Raw genomic sequence first — 15,787 nt, forward strand, 5'->3', positions numbered from 1 at the left:
GCCCCGGCCCCGCCCCCCGCCCCGCCCGCCGCCCCGCCCCATGGCCCGCGCCCCCGCGCGCCCCCCGGGCCCCCACCGCCCGGAGCCGTACCGTCCGGCGGCGTGTCGCCGAGTGCCGTACCGCCAGGCGGGGTGCCAACCGGCGCACCGCCCGGCGCCGCAGCCCCCGACTCCGCACGTGCCCGCTCCGAGCCCCGCACGGGCTCCGCCGGAACCGGCATCACCGTCGTCTCGTTCCCGCCCGGCGCCATCGCCTCCGCGGCGCCCGACGGCGCCACCTGCGCCCCGGCCGGGCCTCCCGAACTGCCTCCCGAAGTGCCTTCCGCGGCCCCGCTCGGCTGGGCCCGGGGACGCAGCGTCCCGCCGGGCGTGGCGGTGACCGGCACCTCCAGCACATACGCGCTGCCGCCGCCCGCGCCCGGCACGTCGTGCGTCTGGAGCACGCCGCCGTGCTGCCGCACGATGCCGCGCACGATCGGCTCGTGCACCGGGCTGCCGCCGCGGTGCGGGCCGCGCACCTCGATCCGTACGACGTCGCCGCGCTGGGCCGCCGCCACCACGATCGTCGAGTCGCCGCCTGCCATGCCCGTCACCGGAGCCGTGCCGGTGGCGTCGACGCCCGCCACATCCGCGATCAGATGCGCCAGCGCCGTGACCATCCGCTCCCGGTCGACCTCCGCCTCTATCGGGGGTGCGTGCACCGCGAACTGCGCCCGCCCCGGCCCGATCAGCTCGATCGCGCCTTCGACACCCGCCGCCACGACGCCGTCCAGCGAGATCTGTTCGCGCCGCAGCTGCTCCTTGCCCGAGTCCAGCAGCTGATAGGCGAGGACGTTGTCGACAAGGGTGGTCATCCGGGCGTATCCCGCCGCCAGATGGTGCAGGACTTGGTTCGCCTCCGGCCACAGCTGGCCCGCCGGATCGGCCGCCAGGCCGGTCAGCTCGCCGCGCAACTGGTCGAGCGGGCCGCGCAGGGCGTCACCGAGCACGGCGAGCAGCTGCTCCTGCCGCTCGGCCATCGCCTCGTAGGCCCGCCGGTCGGTGAAGGTGAGCACCGCGCCGACCAGCTGGTCACCGTCGCGCACGGGTGCCGTGGTCATGTCGACCGGCACCGCCTGCCCGTTCTTGGCCCACAGCACCTGGCCCGCACGGATCCGGTGCTTGCGCCCGGAGCGGAGGGTGTCACTCAGCGGCGTCTCCTCGTACGGCAGCGGACTGCCGTCGGCACGCGAGTGGTGCACCAGCGGGTGCAGTTCCTGCCCGCCGAGGTCGCTGGCACGGTGACCCAGGATCTGCGCGGCGGACGGATTGACGAGCACGACCCGGCCATCGGTGTCCACGCCGACGACACCCTCGGAGGCGGCACGCAGGATCATTTCCGTCTGCCGCTGCTGACGGGCGAGTTCGGTCTCGGTGTCCAGCGTGCCGGTGAGGTCGCGTACGACGAGCATGAGCAGCTCGTCGCCGGTGTAGTGCTGGCTGCGCCCCGTGGGGCCGCCGCGTCCGCCGGAGGTTCCGTGGTCCGCCCAGGCGGCTTCGAACGAGGACTCGTAGGGCGTCCGCCCGTCGGCGACGTTTGCGCTCGTCACCTCGACGGGGAACTCACTGCCGTCGGTACGCCGCGCCACCATGCGGGTGGGTGGCGTACGGACGCTGCCCTCGTCCTCGTCCGGCCGACGCATTGAGCCCGGGATCCGCTTGGAGTCGAACTCCGGCAGCAGATCGAGCAGACCACGCCCCACCAGTGCGGTGCCGGGGGCTTCGAACGCCTCCAGTGCGATGGTGTTCGCGTTCACCACGGTGCCGTTGCAGTTCACCAGGAGCAGCGCGTCGGGCAGCGCGTCGAGTATGGCGGCGAGGCGAGCAGCGCCTCGGGATGGCCTGCTGCTCACGACGGTGCTTCCTCCCTGTAACCGCTTGGTGCCGGTGATGATGCCGGTGACCAGTCGACCGGCCTGACCACGGCGGTCAGTGTGCAGCCTGCTCCCGGCGTGTCACCAGGGCCTGATCCAATCGACAGACCCTGGGGGGAGTCTACGGGCAGCGGTCGGGGGTACGGCGGAGGATCTGGGAGTGGAAGGGGAGGGGAAGGAGTGAGAGGGGTGTGACGGCGCCTGCTCACCGGCACCTTTCCTGGTCACCGCTGTGCGCCCTTCCGGCCGCCCGCCCTCCCCGCTTCCTGCGACCTGCCGCGCGGGCGGGCGCGGACAGCCCTTACTTGGCTTCTCCCGCCATCTTCGCCGCGTCGGGCAGGGCCGGTACGAGCTGGTCCCAGCGGTGGATCTCACAGCCGTTGATCCGGCTGTACTTCGCGTCCACCCGCTGGCCGTGCCAGATTCCGGTGACGCGGGCGGTGGCCGGGCCGCCGTGGATCATCGCGCAGCTGGCGTTCTTCGGTACGGGTGCGAACAGGTCGGCGCCCTCCGCCGCGCGGTCCGCGGCGGCGGAGTCGATCGCGTCGCAGGCGGCCTTCGCCTGGGGGTGGTTGCCCCCGGCAGGGTGGCACGAAAGGGTGAAGGTGCCGTTCATCGCACGATTCCCGCTGCCCTTGACGGTGAATCTCAGCCGGTCGTGCTTCGCGGGGGCGGAGTGGGCGGGCGTCACCTGCGCGTAGTCGAGCCGGGGCGCCTGGGCGGGCACGGTCTGCGTCAGAGCGGGCTGGGGCGCCGTGTCGCCGTCACCGGGTACGGCCGCCGCGGCGGGTACGGCGGCGGCGAGAGCAGCGGCGCTGGCAGCAAGAGCGATTACGGTACGGCGCACCACGGTGACTCCTGGTGTGTGAACGGAGGCGCGCTTCAGCCGCGCCCTGTGCCGTACTAACGCTCCCCGGTCCGGGAGGTTGCGCAACCCGGGACACCCGATCGGCCGAGCGCGCGGGGCGGGGTCCGCGGCCGACAGGGCCTAATGACTTTGCCCGAGCGTCCGGCGGCCTTGTACGGTAGGGGCGATTGGTGACGGCCCACCGGGTTGTGCCATCATCTGGACACGCACTTCTCAGCATTGCGCTGTGTGGGTGTCTGTGGAGGCTTCGCCTAGTCTGGTCTATGGCGCCGCACTGCTAATGCGGTTTGGGGTAACCCCCCATCCCGGGTTCAAATCCCGGAGCCTCCGCTCGATCTCCAAGATCACTGAAGCCCCGGCCGCATGCGGTCGGGGCTTCTTCCGTATCCGCTTCCCCGACTGCTCCCCCGCTGCTTCCGTGACCGCCTCCATGGCCCTCGGCTCCGCCTCGATCGTGCCGTTTCCGCAGGTCAGAGTGTGTATCCGTAATGGATTTCACCTGGGGCCAGGGGTCATGTAATGTTGTTTCCGCAAAGCAGCCCGGCGGCAGATCAGTCGGAAGCCAAGCGCTCGTAGCTTAACGGATAGAGCATCTGACTACGGATCAGAAGGTTGCAGGTTCGAATCCTGCCGAGCGCACAGCAGAGCCCCACTCCGAAGCTTCGGAGTGGGGCTCTTTCGTGCGCCTTTCGTGCACCTGCCGACCGGCACGCGGCTCAACCGGCCGGCGGGTCTGTGCACGCGCGGTGTTCGGCCTTGCCCCTGAAGTCGCCCGCCGTGGCGGCGCGAGGGCAGGTGGGGCAGAGCCAGTGGTCGCCGTCGGCCGGGTGAGGGGGCTCCATCTCCGCCGCGCAGTGCGGGCACGCGACGCTGACGCCCTCGACGTGACCGCAGAAGGCACAGACCCACAGGGGGCCTTCGGAGTCGCGCTGCTGCCACATGGTGCGCTTGCAGCGGGAGCAGCCGGTCGTGCCGATTCCGAGCGAGCCCATGAGCGGGGGCTCGGGGGTCGCGTCGGCATACTCCCTGATCTGTGTGCGTATCCGTTCGTTCGTCGTGTTCGCCATGCGCAGCAGGCGCATGACGCGGGAACGGGCTTCTTCGGCAAAATCGGACATTACCGCTGCAGATTACGTGAGCTGCCGCAGGGATGAGCAGCGGATGGCGAACTGGCCTGCTCCTGCGTCCGATCCCGCACCGTTCGAGTGAACGGAACGCTCCTGTCTTGACGTTCGCAGTGGCTTCGTACCGGACGGGCCGGGGGCGGCTCGGAGGGCGGGGGTCCCTCCGTGACCGCCCCCGGTTGGGCCGTCCGTGTACGGCCCGGTCCCGCGCGACGGGGAGGCCCCGCGGGACGACTGTGCGGGGTGCCGGACAACGACCTCCCCTGCGACAGGGCGCGGGCTCGCGGCGTCGTGCGACTCCGCCTCCGGTGTCGTCGTCGGTCGCCGACGCTCCGCGTCGCTCCCTCCTCCGCCTTGGGTCCGAAGCCGCATGACGCCGCTCCCTGATCCACGCCCTGTCGCGGGCGAGGTCGTAAGACGTGCCGCAGTGCGAGTCTTTCGGGTATTCGGCCTGCCGTGCACCCCGGACGGCGGTATTAGGTAACGTTGCGTATTTAAGCAGTGGCGGGAAGTGAGGGGTTGTGTACAGTGCCGCCCTTGCAAGGGTGCTGTCGACCTGGGGCATCGCAGAGGCATGTGCGCGCCGTAGGTGCCAGATGCGGCGGATAGTCCGATACGAGCCGGGGGGAACTCGGCTGAAAACAGCTGCGAGTGCGCTGCAGGGAGCCGTGCAACCGGCGTGCAACCGGCGTGCGCAGCGCCGTGCACAGCGCAGTGCGAGCTGCTGTGCGCCTCAATCCGTGAGCAGCGGTGAGTCGTTCCGTACCGCCTGGATGTCCAGTTCGATCTTGAGGGTGGTGCCGATTGCCGCTATACCGGCGGCCACCACCGGGTTGTAGTTCATCGCGAAGTCGTGACGCCGCAGTTCGGCGGTGGCCCGGAAGGCGGTGCGCAGCTCGCCCTCCCCATCCGGCCCGGCCCCGGTCCCCGTGCCCAGACAGGTCAGGTCCAGGTCCACGTCCCGTACGACTCCGTGCATCGAGAGCCGCCCGTGCACCGTCCAGCGGTCCGGCGCGCCCGCCGGTTCCACGCCGCTGCCCTGGTAGGTGATCTGCGGGTGCTCCGCCACGTTCAGAAAGTCAGCCGATCTGATGTGACGGTCGCGCATCTCGCTGCCGGTGTCGATGCTCGACGCGGCTATCACCGCCTCCACACCGGACTTCTCGGCCTCCTCACCCACCTCGATCCGGCCGCCCAGCTCGGTGAACCGGCCGTGGACGCTGGAGATGCCCAGATGCTGTGCGGTCGCGGCGACGCGGGAGTGCGCCGGGTCGATGGTCCAGATTCCGGGCGGCGGCAGCTCGGGTCCGCCGTGCCGTGCCAGCACGAGGGCGCCGAGGTCGGCGCGGCCGGAAGCGGTGACCCGGGCGGTGGCGGCGGCGGACGTGTAGCCGAGGGCGCTGGCGGTGACCGTGTACGGGCCCTCCGGCAGCGCTTCGCCGCTGCGTACGGCGCCGTCGCGGTCCGCCGCCGCGTGGAGCACCTCCGTGCCGGCCGCATCGGTCACGGTCAGCACCGCGTGCGGCAGGGCCCCTCCGTCACGGGTCCGGATGTGTGCGCGTACGCCTGACATCAGCTCTCCTTCGTCCGTCCGGGGCCGCCCCAGCTTTTCAGGCCGGGTGCGGCTCGCCGCAGGCGGCATGGCCCGCGGCGGGCGGAGGGGCCGCACAAGGGCTCAGGTGAGCCGGATCAGCCCGTACGGTCCGGTGCCATCGCGCCCGAGCGAGGCGGCGGCCCGGCCGCAGCCCCCGCGCCGGCCGCCACGGGGACTGCCTCTTCGAACGCCCCGGCACCGCCACCGGCAGGCGTGTCGTCCGTGGACCCCTGCTGAATCCCCGACTTGGTCTTCAGCGGGACCTCCTTGATGAACACGACCAGGAGCAGGGCGATCAGCGCGACCGGCGACGCGTACAGATAGATGTCGCCGATGCCGTGCCCGTACGCGCTCTCGATCACGGTGCGCACCGGCCCCGGGAGCGTGCTCAGATCGGGGATGCCGCCGTCGGTCTGGGTGCTGCCGGGGGCCATGCCGAGTGCGGCGAAGCCGTCTTGGGTGTATCCGCCGACGCGCTGGGCGAGGATCGCGCCGAGTGCGGAGACGCCGACGGCGCCGCCCAGGGAGCGGAAGAAGGCGACCACGGAGCTGGTGGTGCCGAGGTCCTCCGGCTCGACCTGGTTCTGCGTGCACAGCACCAGGTTCTGCATCATCATGCCGATACCGAGGCCGAGCAGTGCCATGAAGACGGCCACCTGCACGTACGGGGTGTCGTACCGCAAGGTGCCGAGCAGGCCGAGCCCGGCCGTGAGCAGGACGGCGCCGGAGGTGAGCCAGACCTTCCAGCGTCCGGTCCTGGTGATGACCTGGCCGGAGACCGTGGAGGAGAGGACGAGCCCGGCGATCATCGGGATGGTCATCAGGCCGGACATCGTCGGCGTCTGGCCCCGCGCCAGCTGGAAGTACTGGCTCAGGAACACGGTGGCGCCGAACATCGCGACACCGATGAACAGCGAGGCCAGCGAGGCCAGTGTGATGGTGCGGTTGCGGAAGAGCCGCAGCGGGACGATCGGCTCCGGGGCCCGGCTCTCGATGTAGACGAACAGCAATGCGAGAGTGACGGCACCGCCCACCAGCACTGCCGTCTGCCAGGACAGCCAGGCGTACTTGTCGCCGGCGAGTGTCACCCAGATCAGCAGGGCGGAGACGGCGGCCGAGAACACTCCGGCACCCAGCCAGTCGATCTTCACGCCCTGCCGCCGTACGACCGGCAGCTTGAGGGTCTTCTGCAGGACGATCAGCGCGATGACCGCGAACGGCACGCCCACATAGAAGCACCAGCGCCAGCCCAGCGCCTCGGTGTCGGTGATCACGCCGCCGAGCAGCGGGCCGCCGACCGTGGCCAGGGCGAAGGTAGCGCCCAGATAGCCGCTGTAGCGCCCCCGCTCACGCGGGGAGATCATCGCGGCGAGGATGATCTGGGCGAGGGCGGTCAGCCCGCCCATGCCCAGGCCCTGGACGGCCCGGAAGCCGATGAGGGTGGCGGTGTTCTGCGACAGCCCGGCACCGGCCGAGGCGAGCACGAAGATCACCAGGGAGATCTGGACCAGCATCTTCTTGCTGGTGAGGTCGGCGAGCTTGCCCCAGAGCGGGGTGCTGGCGGTCATCGTCAGCAGGGTGGCGGTGACGACCCAGGTGTAGGAGCTCTGGCTGCCGTCCAGATCGGCGATGATCTGCGGGAGCGCCGTGGAGACGATCGTCGACGACAGGATGGCGACGAACATGCCGAGCAGCAGCCCGGACAGCGCCTTCATTATCTGCCGGTGGGTCATGGGCGCGGAGTCCGCGTCGGCGGGTATGTGCGTGTCCTTGGCGACGCTTCCGCCGCCGGCTCCTCGCACACCCGGGGGTGTGGGCGTGGCCATTGCTTCCTTACTTGTCACTTGTCACTTGTCGCTTGGTACGTGTCGCTGCGTGTCGCTTCGGGCGTGTGCGCGGCTCCGAAGCTGGCGCGGAGTCTGCCGAGGAGCGTGTTCAGGGTGGCGACGTCGCTCGGAGGCCAGTCGGCAAGCCGGTTCTCGATCATGGTGCTCGCCCGCGCTGAGAGCTCCTCCAGCTGCTCCTGTCCGCTCTCGGTGAGCCGGAGCAGCCGGGAGCGGCCGTCGTACGGGTCGGGGTGGCGCTCGATCCAGCCACGTTCGGCGGCGTGGGCGACATGGCGACTGGTGACCGACATGTCGATGCCCAGCAGTTCGGTGAGGTTGCTCATCCGCATCTCGCCATGGGTGCGGAGGAGGGTCAGCAGCCCGGCCGAGGCGGCCGGGCAGTCGTGCGGCAGGCAGCGCGCGATCTCGCGGTTGACGGCGTGTACGGAGCGGAGCTGCCGGGCGAGTTCCCGGTACTGGGCTCTGTCTGCGGGCACCGGCACCTCCGAGGATCGTTGCGCGCGTCCGGGTCTGGCGTTCTGCGCTGTTCAGCTTTGTTGCTCCAGGCAACCATAGATTCGCTTGGTTGCTACAGGCAAGTTAAATTCGGGCATGTGAGGCAAACAATCAACAAAGCCTCTGTCTGTCACTGCCCAAGCCGGAGTCAAGCGCGGCCGTGGGGCCACCGGGGCTGTCTCCCGTTACGCGCGTTCGCTAGGGTCCTGCTCTATGGCTCACAACCCCCAAGCACCGCAGGGCCCCAACGGCGGCCCGGACCCGGCAGGCAACACGCAGATGTTCCGCGCCTTCGTCGACGAGGGGGGCCCTCAGCGCCCCGCCGTGGTCCAGGGGTCGTCCGGTCCACGGGTCGGCATGATCATCGGAGTGATCGCGGTGATCGCTGCCGTGGCCGCCGCCGCCTGGTTCGCACTGGCCTGAGGGGGCGCGTTTTCGCCCCCGCTGCCCCTCGCCCGCTGCACGCGCCCGGTTCCGCTGCGGTCATCACCGCGGCGGCCGGCGGGTGCCGTCCCCGGGTGCCCGCTTCTGGGCGGGGCCTCGTGGCAGGGCCCCATGACGGGTGTGGCGGGCCGTCTCGCGGCGGGTTGTTCCGCGGCGGGCTCTCAGGGTGCGGTCTTGCCGCGCCGGCTCTCGCGGTGCGCGGCTCGCCCTGCACGGTCCTGTGCCGACCGGTCCGTCACCGGTCGGCCCTCGCGTCGTCAGCCTTCCGTGATCAGCCCGTCACGCAGCTGGGCCAGCGTGCGGGTCAGCAGTCGTGAGACGTGCATCTGCGAGATGCCCACCTCCTCGCCGATCTGAGACTGCGTCATGTTCGCGAAGAAGCGCAGCATGATGATCTGCCGCTCGCGCGCGGGCAGCCGGGCCAGCAGCGGCTTGAGGGATTCGCGGTATTCCACGCCCTCCAGCGCACTGTCCTCGTAACCGAGCCGGTCCGCGAGGGAGCCCTCGCCGCCGTCCTCCTCGATGGAGGGGGAGTCCAGCGAGGAGGCGGTGTAGGCGTTGCCCACCGCCAGGCCGTCCACCACGTCCTCCTCGGAAACCCCGAGGCAGGCGGCGAGTTCGGGAACGGTCGGGGAGCGGTCCAGGGTCTGGGAGAGGTCGTCGGACGCCTTCGTCAGCGCGAGCCGCAGCTCCTGGAGCCTGCGCGGCACCCGCACGGACCATGAGGTGTCGCGGAAGAAGCGCTTGATCTCTCCGACGACGGTCGGCATCGCGAACGTCGGGAACTCCACGCCGCGTTCGCAGTCGAAGCGGTCGATTGCCTTGATCAGGCCGATGGTGCCGACCTGGACGATGTCCTCCATCGGCTCGTTGCGGCTGCGGAAGCGGGCCGCCGCGTAGCGCACGAGGGGGAGGTTCAGCTCGATGAGCGTGTCACGGACGTAGGTACGCTCCGGGCTGTCCGTGTCCAGGACTGCCAGGCGCAGGAACAGCGAGCGGGAGAGGGTGCGGGTGTCGATGGCGGCACCCGCGACGGGAGCCGGCGGCGCCACGGGGACTTCGGGGAGACCGAAGTCCTCCGGTACAGCGTGCGGTGCGTCGGCGGTCGTGTTCTCGGAGAGCACCTTCGAGCTGCCCAGTTCTACGGACATGCCACCCCCTGGAGGTCGCGGACGGGTCGGGACGGCGCCCTCGGCTGAGGAGGCACCTCCCCCTCAATACCGGAAGCGCCGTCACGGCAAACGCAGTTCTCGCAGAATGTCACAAGTCAGCAACGCGACGTAGCGCCAAGTCGACAAATTTTTCCCGATCAGCGAACCGGGGCTTGATCCCGACTCACCCGAACCGGTTACGCCTCGATCCGGTTTGCGGCCCGCAGGCGGGCGAAGCTGCGCGACAGCAGCCGGGACACGTGCATCTGGGAGACCCCCAGCTCGATGCTGATCTGGGACTGCGTCAGGTTCCGGTAGTAGCGCAGCAGCAGGATGCGCTGCTCCCGCTCGGGCAGCTGTACGAGCAGGTGGCGTACGAGATCGCGGTGCTCCACGCCGTCCAGTTCCGGGTCCTCGTAGCCGAGCCGGTCCAGCAGCCCCGGCGGTCCGTCCTCGCGCTCCTGTGCGGCCTCCAGGGAGGTCGCGCGGTACGAGCGCCCCGCCTCGATGCAGGAGAGCACGTCCTCCTCGGTGAGGTTCAGCCGCTCCGCGATCTCCGCGGTGGTGGGGGAGCGCCCGTGCAGCACCGTCAGGTCCTCCGTCGCGGCGCTCACCTGCACCCACATCTCGTGCAGCCGCCGGGGCACGTGCACGGTGCGGACGTTGTCGCGGAAGTAGCGGCGGATCTCGCCGACGATCGTCGGCATGGCGAAGGTGGGGAACTGCACGCCGCGTTCGGCGTCGAAGCGGTCGATCGCGTTGATCAGCCCGATGGTGCCGACCTGGACGACGTCCTCCATCGGCTCGTTGCGGCTGCGGAAGCGGGCCGCGACGTAGCGCACCAGCGGAAGATTCACCTCGACGAGTGCGTCGCGCACCCGGGTGTGTTCGGTGGTGCCGGCCTCAAGGCCCCCCAGCTCCTCGAAGAGCACCTGGGTCAGTGCCCGTGCGGCCGCGCTCCGGTTACGGGGAGTCTCTCCGGACGAAGCCTGCGGGAGGGTCTGGGACCCGTCCACTCAGCCACCACCCTCTCGGTCCGCGTCCGTCAATGGATCCGGCAAAAGCGGTCATAGCATCACAAGACATGTGCACAGTGTGCAAGCACCCGGTCATCACGTGTTGCTTGCCAGTTGGGCCAGTCGCACGCCGAACACCGGTACGTACGGCCGTGCGGGACGGCGGTGCCGGACGGCCGTGCGGGACGGCGGTGCCGGACGGCGGTGCCGGACGGCGGTGTCGGATGGTCGCACCGGGCGGAGACGCCCTGAACGCCCCTGTGCGGGGCGGGAGGAGGGTGGCGTGGCCCCTGGGGCGCGTGGGAGTGCGGGAGGCGCTCGCAGGTGCGCTGCGGGGCGGCGGTGCCGGGGTCGGGGGCGGTGTGCGCGGCGGTGCGGGAGGGGCGGTGCGGAAGAGGCGGAATCGTCCGTCAGCCGCCAGTGCGTCAGTTGATGAGCTCCGTCATGAACTCGCCCACGCCCATCGCGCCGTCGGAGATTCCCTCGAAGCCGACCTGTACCAGTTCGGCCGCGCGGTCGGGTGAGTTGATGATCGTGTACAGCACAAAGACGATGACGATGTACGTCGCGACCTTCTTGATGTCCACCCCGACCTGCCTCCCCGCTGGCGCCCGCTCGTCCCCTTGATCGCGAGAGTTTAACCAGTACGCCGTCGCGCGGGGAAAGGAACCAGCCCGATTCCGGCCCGGAAGCGGCCGGAAATCGACCACGATCCGGCACATCGGGGGACTAACGGCCTCCCCCCGCGAGCGCGATGGAGGCCGTAAGTCCTCGCGGTGGAGGTCCTTCGCCTGGTGACCCGGCGCCCGGTATGGCGCACCATGGGAGGAGGCCCGGGGAATTCCCGGCAGGAGTGCCCTGGGCCCCGGGCGGAACCCCTCTGCCGGGTCCGCCGCCGCCACTCCCCCCGGGCGGCGGCCGGGACCCCGGGTTCCGTCCGTGACCGTCACCACGACGAAGGGCCGGACCACTTGGGTCCGGCCCTTCGTCGTACTGCTTCGTCCTGCTCAGAGCGGTAGCGGTGGGATTTGAACCCACGGAGAGCTTGCACCCTCACTCGCTTTCGAGGCGAGCTCCTTCGGCCGCTCGGACACGCTACCGAGAGCAGCTTAGCCCACGGGCGGCCCCGCGCCGAAATCGGTATCGGGCCGGGATTCCGGAGTGGCCCGGCGGAAGAAGTCCGTCAGCAGCCTGCCGCACTCGGCGGCCAGCACTCCGTGGACGACCTCCGGGCGGTGGTTGAGGCGGCGGTCGCGTACGACGTCCCAGAGGGAGCCCGCCGCGCCCGCCTTCGGGTCGGTCGCGCCGTACACCACGCGGGCGAGCCGGGCGAGCACGCTCGCCCCCGCGCACATGGTGCAGGGCTCCAGGGTCACCAGCAGGGTGCAGCCGTGCAGCCGCCAGCTGCCGACCGCCCGCGCGGCCTCGCGGATCGCGAGCACCTCGGCGTGTGCGGTCGGGTCGCCGGTGGCCTCCCGCTCGTTGCGCCCCCGGCCCAGCACGGCGCCGCCCGGTCCGAGCACGAGGGCGCCGACCGGTACGTCACCGGTCTCCCGTGCCCGTACGGCCTCGCCGAGGGCGATCCGCATGGGTGTCAGCCAGGGATCGCGTACCGGATCGGGCACGCGCTCGCCCGGGGTGTGGCGCGAGGGGGCCGGACCGGGGTCGTGGCCGGGGCCCGAGCCCTGGTCACCACCCCCGTCCGGGGCAGGTTCCGTCTGGTTCATGTCCGCTCTTGTCGACTCTTGTCCCGGCCTTCGGGCCGACCTTTGCCGAGCCCTGTCGGATTCTTGTCGGAATATGCCGAACGAGGCTGCCGCCGGCCGGGAGCTACCGGACCGCCTCCAGGACGTCCGTGCACCCCAGGACGTCCGCGATCTCACTCAGGGCGTCCTCCGCCGTCAGCAGGCGCAGTTCCTTCTCGTTGATGCCCAGGTCGGCGAGGATCCGGGCGTCGCCCAGCGGTCCGGGCGGGACGGAGTCCGCCGAGTCGGCCGCTTCCGGACCGGACGACTCGCCCGGTCCGTCCTCCGGCTCACCGTCCTCCGTGCCGTCGAGGTCGACGAGTTGCTCCAGCGCCGACGGGTCTTCCGGTTCGCGGCCGAGCAGGTCGTCGGAGAGCAGGATCTCGCCGTACGCGCTGCGCATGGCGGCCGCGGCGTCCGAGACGTAGATCCGCGGGTCCTCCTCCCCGTCCACCCGGACGACACCGAACCAGGTGCCGTCCTGCTCGATGCAGACCAGCACCGTCTCGTCGTCGGATGCGGCCTCCCGAGCCAGGTCGGCGAGATCGGCGAGGGTCTCCACATCGTCGAGTTCCGTGTCGCTCGCTTCCCACCCGTCTTCGGTGCGCGCGAGCAGTGCGGCGAAATACACCGTGACTCTCCCACTTGTTTCCGTGTGTCCGAGTGCCGGCGAGGACCGCGCCCCCGCCCCAATCGAATCGTGGCAGAAAGAGCGGCTTGGCGAAGGGTCTTCGGCCGTGCGTCGGGCAGGTGTTTGTCCGGAACTCGCCGTTCGGTCACCCGTATCACCAGCGAAAAGTCCGCATTCGCATCTGCTGCCGCATACGTGCCGCTCGGGCGCGGCGCGGTCGCACCCGGTCGCGCAGCTCCTTGGCCTCGTCCAGTTCACGGAGGAAACGGGCTCTGCGGCGCAGCCGTTCCGCGTCGGCGCGGTTGGCGCGGCGGGCTCTGGGTGACCCCTCGGCGCCTGCCTTGCTGGGTTCGGGCATATGCACACCTCCAGGCGTACATCCCTACTTTCCCCCCGCGAGACGGTGTCACGCCAGCGGCGGCGCGCCGAGGGTCTCCGTTACTGTCGGGGGTTATGCAGATCAACGTCGTCGACCACCCGTTGGTGGCGCACAAGCTCACCACTCTGCGCGACCAGCGCACCGACTCGGCGACATTCCGCCGCCTTGCCGACGAACTGGTGACGCTGCTCGCCTACGAGGCCACCCGCGACGTACGCACCGAGTCCGTCGACCTCATCACCCCCGTGACGGCCACGACCGGCGTACGGCTCACGCATCCGAGGCCGCTGGTGGTGCCCATCCTGCGGGCCGGGCTGGGCATGCTCGAAGGCATGGTCCGGCTGCTGCCGACCGCCGAGGTGGGCTTCCTGGGGATGATCCGGGACGAGGACACCCTCCAGCCCTCCACCTACACGACCCGGATGCCGGACGACCTGTCCGGACGGCAGGTGTACGTGCTGGACCCGATGCTGGCCACGGGCGGCACGCTGGTAGCCGGGATCAACGAGCTGATCGCGCGCGGCGCCGACGACGTGACGGCCATCTGCCTGCTGGCGGCGCCGGAGGGCGTCGCCACGATGCAGCGCGAGCTGGCGGGCGCGCCCGTCCAGGTCGTCACCGCCGCGGTGGACGAACGACTGAACGAGCAGGGTTACATCGTGCCGGGACTGGGCGACGCGGGCGACCGGATGTACGGGCTGGCGGGCTGAGGCTGGGCCTCGGGCTCGCCCTGCCCAGGTGGCTCAGCAGCCCCCCGAAGGCTTCGGGGCCGGGCTGACCAGTGCGGTCAGGGCACGGGTGGCGTCCTTCTCCGCGGTGAGCTTCTTGAAGTTCTTGCCGATCACCAGGTCCACGTCCGCGCCCTTGCGGTGGTCGTAGCGGGTCTCCGCGCCCTTGAGGTGGAAGCCCAGGACCTTCAGCCGGTCGATGGTCTTCGCGCCGGTCGCCCCCACCAGCAGGCCGGTGGCCTTGACCTTTCCGTCGAGGCTTCCCGGTGCGTTGGCCACCTCGCCGACCTTGAAGCCGCGCTTCTTCAGCTCGTCGGCGGTGTCGGCCGCCAGCCCGCTCTTCGCGGTGGCGTTCAGTACGTTGACGGTGATGGCGCCCGGCTTCGGCAGCGCCCCGGTCCTGCCGGACGGCCGCTTCCCCGTGGCGGACTTCCCGTCGGTGGACTTCCCGGCGGGCTCGGAGTCCGCCGGGGCGCACTTGTCGTCGGTGCGGTCCGCGGCCTGGGCGGTGGAGCCGTCGTCCCCGGAGAAGACGTCGATGAGCTGCAACGTCCCCCAGCCGGTCAGGCCGAGGGCGGTCACCGCCGCGACGCCGGCGAGCACGATCTTGCGGCGGTTGCGTGGGCGGCGCATGCGGGGGTGGCGGTCACCCTTGATGCGGTACTGACCGCCCATGCCGGGGGGAGTGAGCATGCTCATGTGCGCAGGGTAGTGCGCGCCGCGGGTGATGCCTACTAAATGATCAATGGCGAGCCGTGGCGGTCGAGGGCGGTCAGTCCATCTCCAGGACCCGCGCGTGGAGTACCTGCCGCTGCTGGAGCGCGGCTCGTACGGCCCGGTGCAGCCCGTCCTCCAGATAGAGGTCGCCCTGCCACTTCACGACATGGGCGAACAGGTCGCCGTAGAAGGTCGAGTCCTCGGCGAGCAGGGTCTCCAGATCGAGCTGGCCCTTCGTCGTGACGAGCTGGTCGAGGCGCACCGGGCGTGGGGCCACATCCGCCCACTGGCGGGTGCTTTCCCGGCCGTGGTCGGGGTACGGCCGCCCGTTTCCGATTCGCTTGAAGATCACACGGAAAGCCTACCGGGCAAGCGGCGCCGGGCGCAGCCATGCTGCGTCAGCGCAAAACCGGCATAGCGCGCGAAAGATCAGGAGTCCGCCGAGTACGGAGGCGGGTGCGGCGCCGGGATCGCCAAGGGCTTACACCTTCGGGCGTACTGGCATGCGCACGGCGCATCTCCGCACGCCCGGGGGCGTACCACCCGGCGCCGGGTTCTTCCCCCGTTCGGGTTATACACAGGCTGTGGACCGTGAACCCGGAGCGCGCCGGGACTCAGTCCTGCTTCAGCGAGGCGAGGCCCTTTCGCATATCCTCGCCGTTCATCACCGGGTGGATCTCGATCTCCGCGCCGAGCTCCTGGAAGAGCGGTTCCGCGATGGAGGGCATCTGGGAACTGTCCTGCATGTCGAAGACGAAGGTGCAGGATCGCCCGCCGCGGGTGGGGCCGAAGTAGGCGGCCTCGGGTTTGAGCTGTTCCGTCATCGACTGCATGAGCTTCGGCAGGGAGCCGTTCCTGATCGCTTCGTTCGCGATCTGGGTGTCCATCCTCGCCCTCAACATGACCCTCATCGCACTCGCTCCTTCGTCCGCAGTGGCCGGCGCGGTCCGGGACCGCGCTCACCGGGCCCGGTGGCCTCACCCTCAGCCTCATGCCGAGCGGTCACGGCGGCAACATCTCGTCCGCCGTCCGTGCCCGGTCGCACCTGCGGCGGGGGGGGGGGGGGGGGCCCCCCCCCCCCCCCCGGGGGGGGGGGGGGCCGGCCGCCCGGGGGGGGTGGGTGGGGGGGGGGCGC

The 15,787-nt window shown here is 70.7% G+C and carries 17 protein-coding genes and 3 tRNA genes; 4 read left to right on the forward strand and 16 right to left on the reverse strand.

The annotated features are described in order from the left end of the window. Both LHJ74_RS05470 and LHJ74_RS05475 read right to left on the reverse strand, forming a co-directional pair. A partial coding sequence (locus tag LHJ74_RS05470) for a PAS domain-containing protein (RefSeq protein ID WP_260216359.1) occupies nt 1-1,892 on the reverse strand: 1,892 nt, incomplete at its 3' end. Between the two features lie 322 nt (nt 1,893-2,214). Beyond that, a complete protein-coding gene (locus tag LHJ74_RS05475) occupies nt 2,215-2,760 on the reverse strand; it encodes an SSI family serine proteinase inhibitor (RefSeq protein ID WP_260216360.1) in 546 nt (181 codons plus the stop codon). Between the two features lie 261 nt (nt 2,761-3,021). Between LHJ74_RS05475 and LHJ74_RS05480 the strand changes: the two genes are divergently transcribed. Together LHJ74_RS05480 and LHJ74_RS05485 are read left to right on the forward strand one after the other, a co-directional pair. After that, nucleotides 3,022-3,111, forward strand: a tRNA-Ser gene (locus LHJ74_RS05480). Nucleotides 3,112-3,347: 236 nt separating this feature from the next. Further along, a tRNA-Arg gene (locus tag LHJ74_RS05485) sits at nt 3,348-3,420 on the forward strand. Nucleotides 3,421-3,497: 77 nt separating this feature from the next. On the opposite strand, the gene LHJ74_RS05490 is transcribed toward LHJ74_RS05485, so the two are convergent. From LHJ74_RS05490 to LHJ74_RS05505, 4 genes are all read right to left on the reverse strand, one after another. Further along, entirely contained in the window at nt 3,498-3,899 is a 402-nt protein-coding gene (locus LHJ74_RS05490; RefSeq protein WP_260216361.1) for a hypothetical protein, read from the reverse strand. 739 nt (nt 3,900-4,638) lie between these two features. Then, nucleotides 4,639-5,478 (reverse strand): YceI family protein, encoded by an 840-nt coding sequence (locus tag LHJ74_RS05495; RefSeq protein WP_260216362.1) that lies wholly within the window; start codon nt 5,476-5,478, stop codon nt 4,639-4,641. A 116-nt stretch (nt 5,479-5,594) separates the two neighbouring features. Continuing rightward, entirely contained in the window at nt 5,595-7,325 is a 1,731-nt protein-coding gene (locus tag LHJ74_RS05500) for an MDR family MFS transporter (protein ID WP_375546663.1), read from the reverse strand. Between the two features lie 14 nt (nt 7,326-7,339). Continuing rightward, nucleotides 7,340-7,822, reverse strand: a complete 483-nt coding sequence (locus LHJ74_RS05505) for a MarR family winged helix-turn-helix transcriptional regulator (protein WP_260216363.1) — start codon at nt 7,820-7,822, stop codon at nt 7,340-7,342. Between the two features lie 232 nt (nt 7,823-8,054). Here LHJ74_RS05505 and LHJ74_RS05510 point away from each other — a divergent pair, with 232 nt between their 5' ends. Next, nucleotides 8,055-8,264, forward strand: a complete 210-nt coding sequence (locus LHJ74_RS05510; protein ID WP_260216364.1) for a hypothetical protein — start codon at nt 8,055-8,057, stop codon at nt 8,262-8,264. Nucleotides 8,265-8,542: 278 nt separating this feature from the next. Here the strand turns inward: LHJ74_RS05510 and LHJ74_RS05515 are convergent, their stop codons facing one another. The 7 genes from LHJ74_RS05515 to LHJ74_RS05545 all read right to left on the reverse strand — a co-directional run bounded on the left by LHJ74_RS05515 (nt 8,543) and on the right by LHJ74_RS05545 (nt 13,186). Further along, nucleotides 8,543-9,436, reverse strand: coding sequence for an RNA polymerase sigma factor SigF (locus LHJ74_RS05515; protein ID WP_260216365.1), 894 nt, complete (start codon nt 9,434-9,436; stop codon nt 8,543-8,545). Between the two features lie 197 nt (nt 9,437-9,633). Then, nucleotides 9,634-10,452 carry an RNA polymerase sigma factor SigF gene (locus LHJ74_RS05520; RefSeq protein WP_260216366.1) on the reverse strand — a complete coding sequence of 273 codons (819 nt, stop codon included), beginning with the start codon at nt 10,450-10,452 and terminating at the stop codon, nt 9,634-9,636. Nucleotides 10,453-10,877: 425 nt separating this feature from the next. Beyond that, nucleotides 10,878-11,039, reverse strand: coding sequence for a hypothetical protein (locus LHJ74_RS05525; protein WP_260216367.1), 162 nt, complete (start codon nt 11,037-11,039; stop codon nt 10,878-10,880). Between the two features lie 426 nt (nt 11,040-11,465). Then, nucleotides 11,466-11,552 (reverse strand) — tRNA-Ser (locus tag LHJ74_RS05530). Between the two features lie 9 nt (nt 11,553-11,561). Continuing rightward, a complete protein-coding gene (tadA, locus tag LHJ74_RS05535) occupies nt 11,562-12,179 on the reverse strand; it encodes a tRNA adenosine(34) deaminase TadA (protein WP_260216368.1) in 618 nt (205 codons plus the stop codon). Nucleotides 12,180-12,282: 103 nt separating this feature from the next. Beyond that, nucleotides 12,283-12,828: a tRNA adenosine deaminase-associated protein gene (locus LHJ74_RS05540; protein WP_260216369.1), complete on the reverse strand. Its 546-nt coding sequence runs from the start codon at nt 12,826-12,828 to the stop codon at nt 12,283-12,285. Between the two features lie 154 nt (nt 12,829-12,982). Then, nucleotides 12,983-13,186, reverse strand: coding sequence for a hypothetical protein (locus tag LHJ74_RS05545; protein ID WP_260216370.1), 204 nt, complete (start codon nt 13,184-13,186; stop codon nt 12,983-12,985). Between the two features lie 95 nt (nt 13,187-13,281). Here LHJ74_RS05545 and upp point away from each other — a divergent pair, with 95 nt between their 5' ends. Beyond that, on the forward strand, nt 13,282-13,917 hold the full coding sequence (upp, locus tag LHJ74_RS05550) for a uracil phosphoribosyltransferase (protein ID WP_260216371.1): 636 nt from the start codon (nt 13,282-13,284) through the stop codon (nt 13,915-13,917). A 33-nt stretch (nt 13,918-13,950) separates the two neighbouring features. Here the strand turns inward: upp and LHJ74_RS05555 are convergent, their stop codons facing one another. The 3 genes from LHJ74_RS05555 to LHJ74_RS05565 form a co-directional block, all read right to left on the reverse strand. After that, nucleotides 13,951-14,634, reverse strand: a complete 684-nt coding sequence (locus tag LHJ74_RS05555) for a LytR C-terminal domain-containing protein (protein ID WP_260216372.1) — start codon at nt 14,632-14,634, stop codon at nt 13,951-13,953. A gap of 73 nt (nt 14,635-14,707) precedes the next feature. Then, a complete protein-coding gene (locus tag LHJ74_RS05560) occupies nt 14,708-15,004 on the reverse strand; it encodes a type II toxin-antitoxin system VapB family antitoxin (RefSeq protein WP_006377352.1) in 297 nt (98 codons plus the stop codon). Nucleotides 15,005-15,266: 262 nt separating this feature from the next. Further along, the gene (locus LHJ74_RS05565; RefSeq protein ID WP_260216373.1) at nt 15,267-15,563 is read right to left on the reverse strand and encodes a DUF3303 family protein; all 297 of its coding nucleotides are present in this window, start codon (nt 15,561-15,563) and stop codon (nt 15,267-15,269) included. Between the last annotated feature and the right edge of the window lie 224 nt (nt 15,564-15,787).

Source organism: Streptomyces gossypii (assembly GCF_025165795.1).
GTDB classification, from domain to species: domain Bacteria; phylum Actinomycetota; class Actinomycetes; order Streptomycetales; family Streptomycetaceae; genus Streptomyces; species Streptomyces gossypii.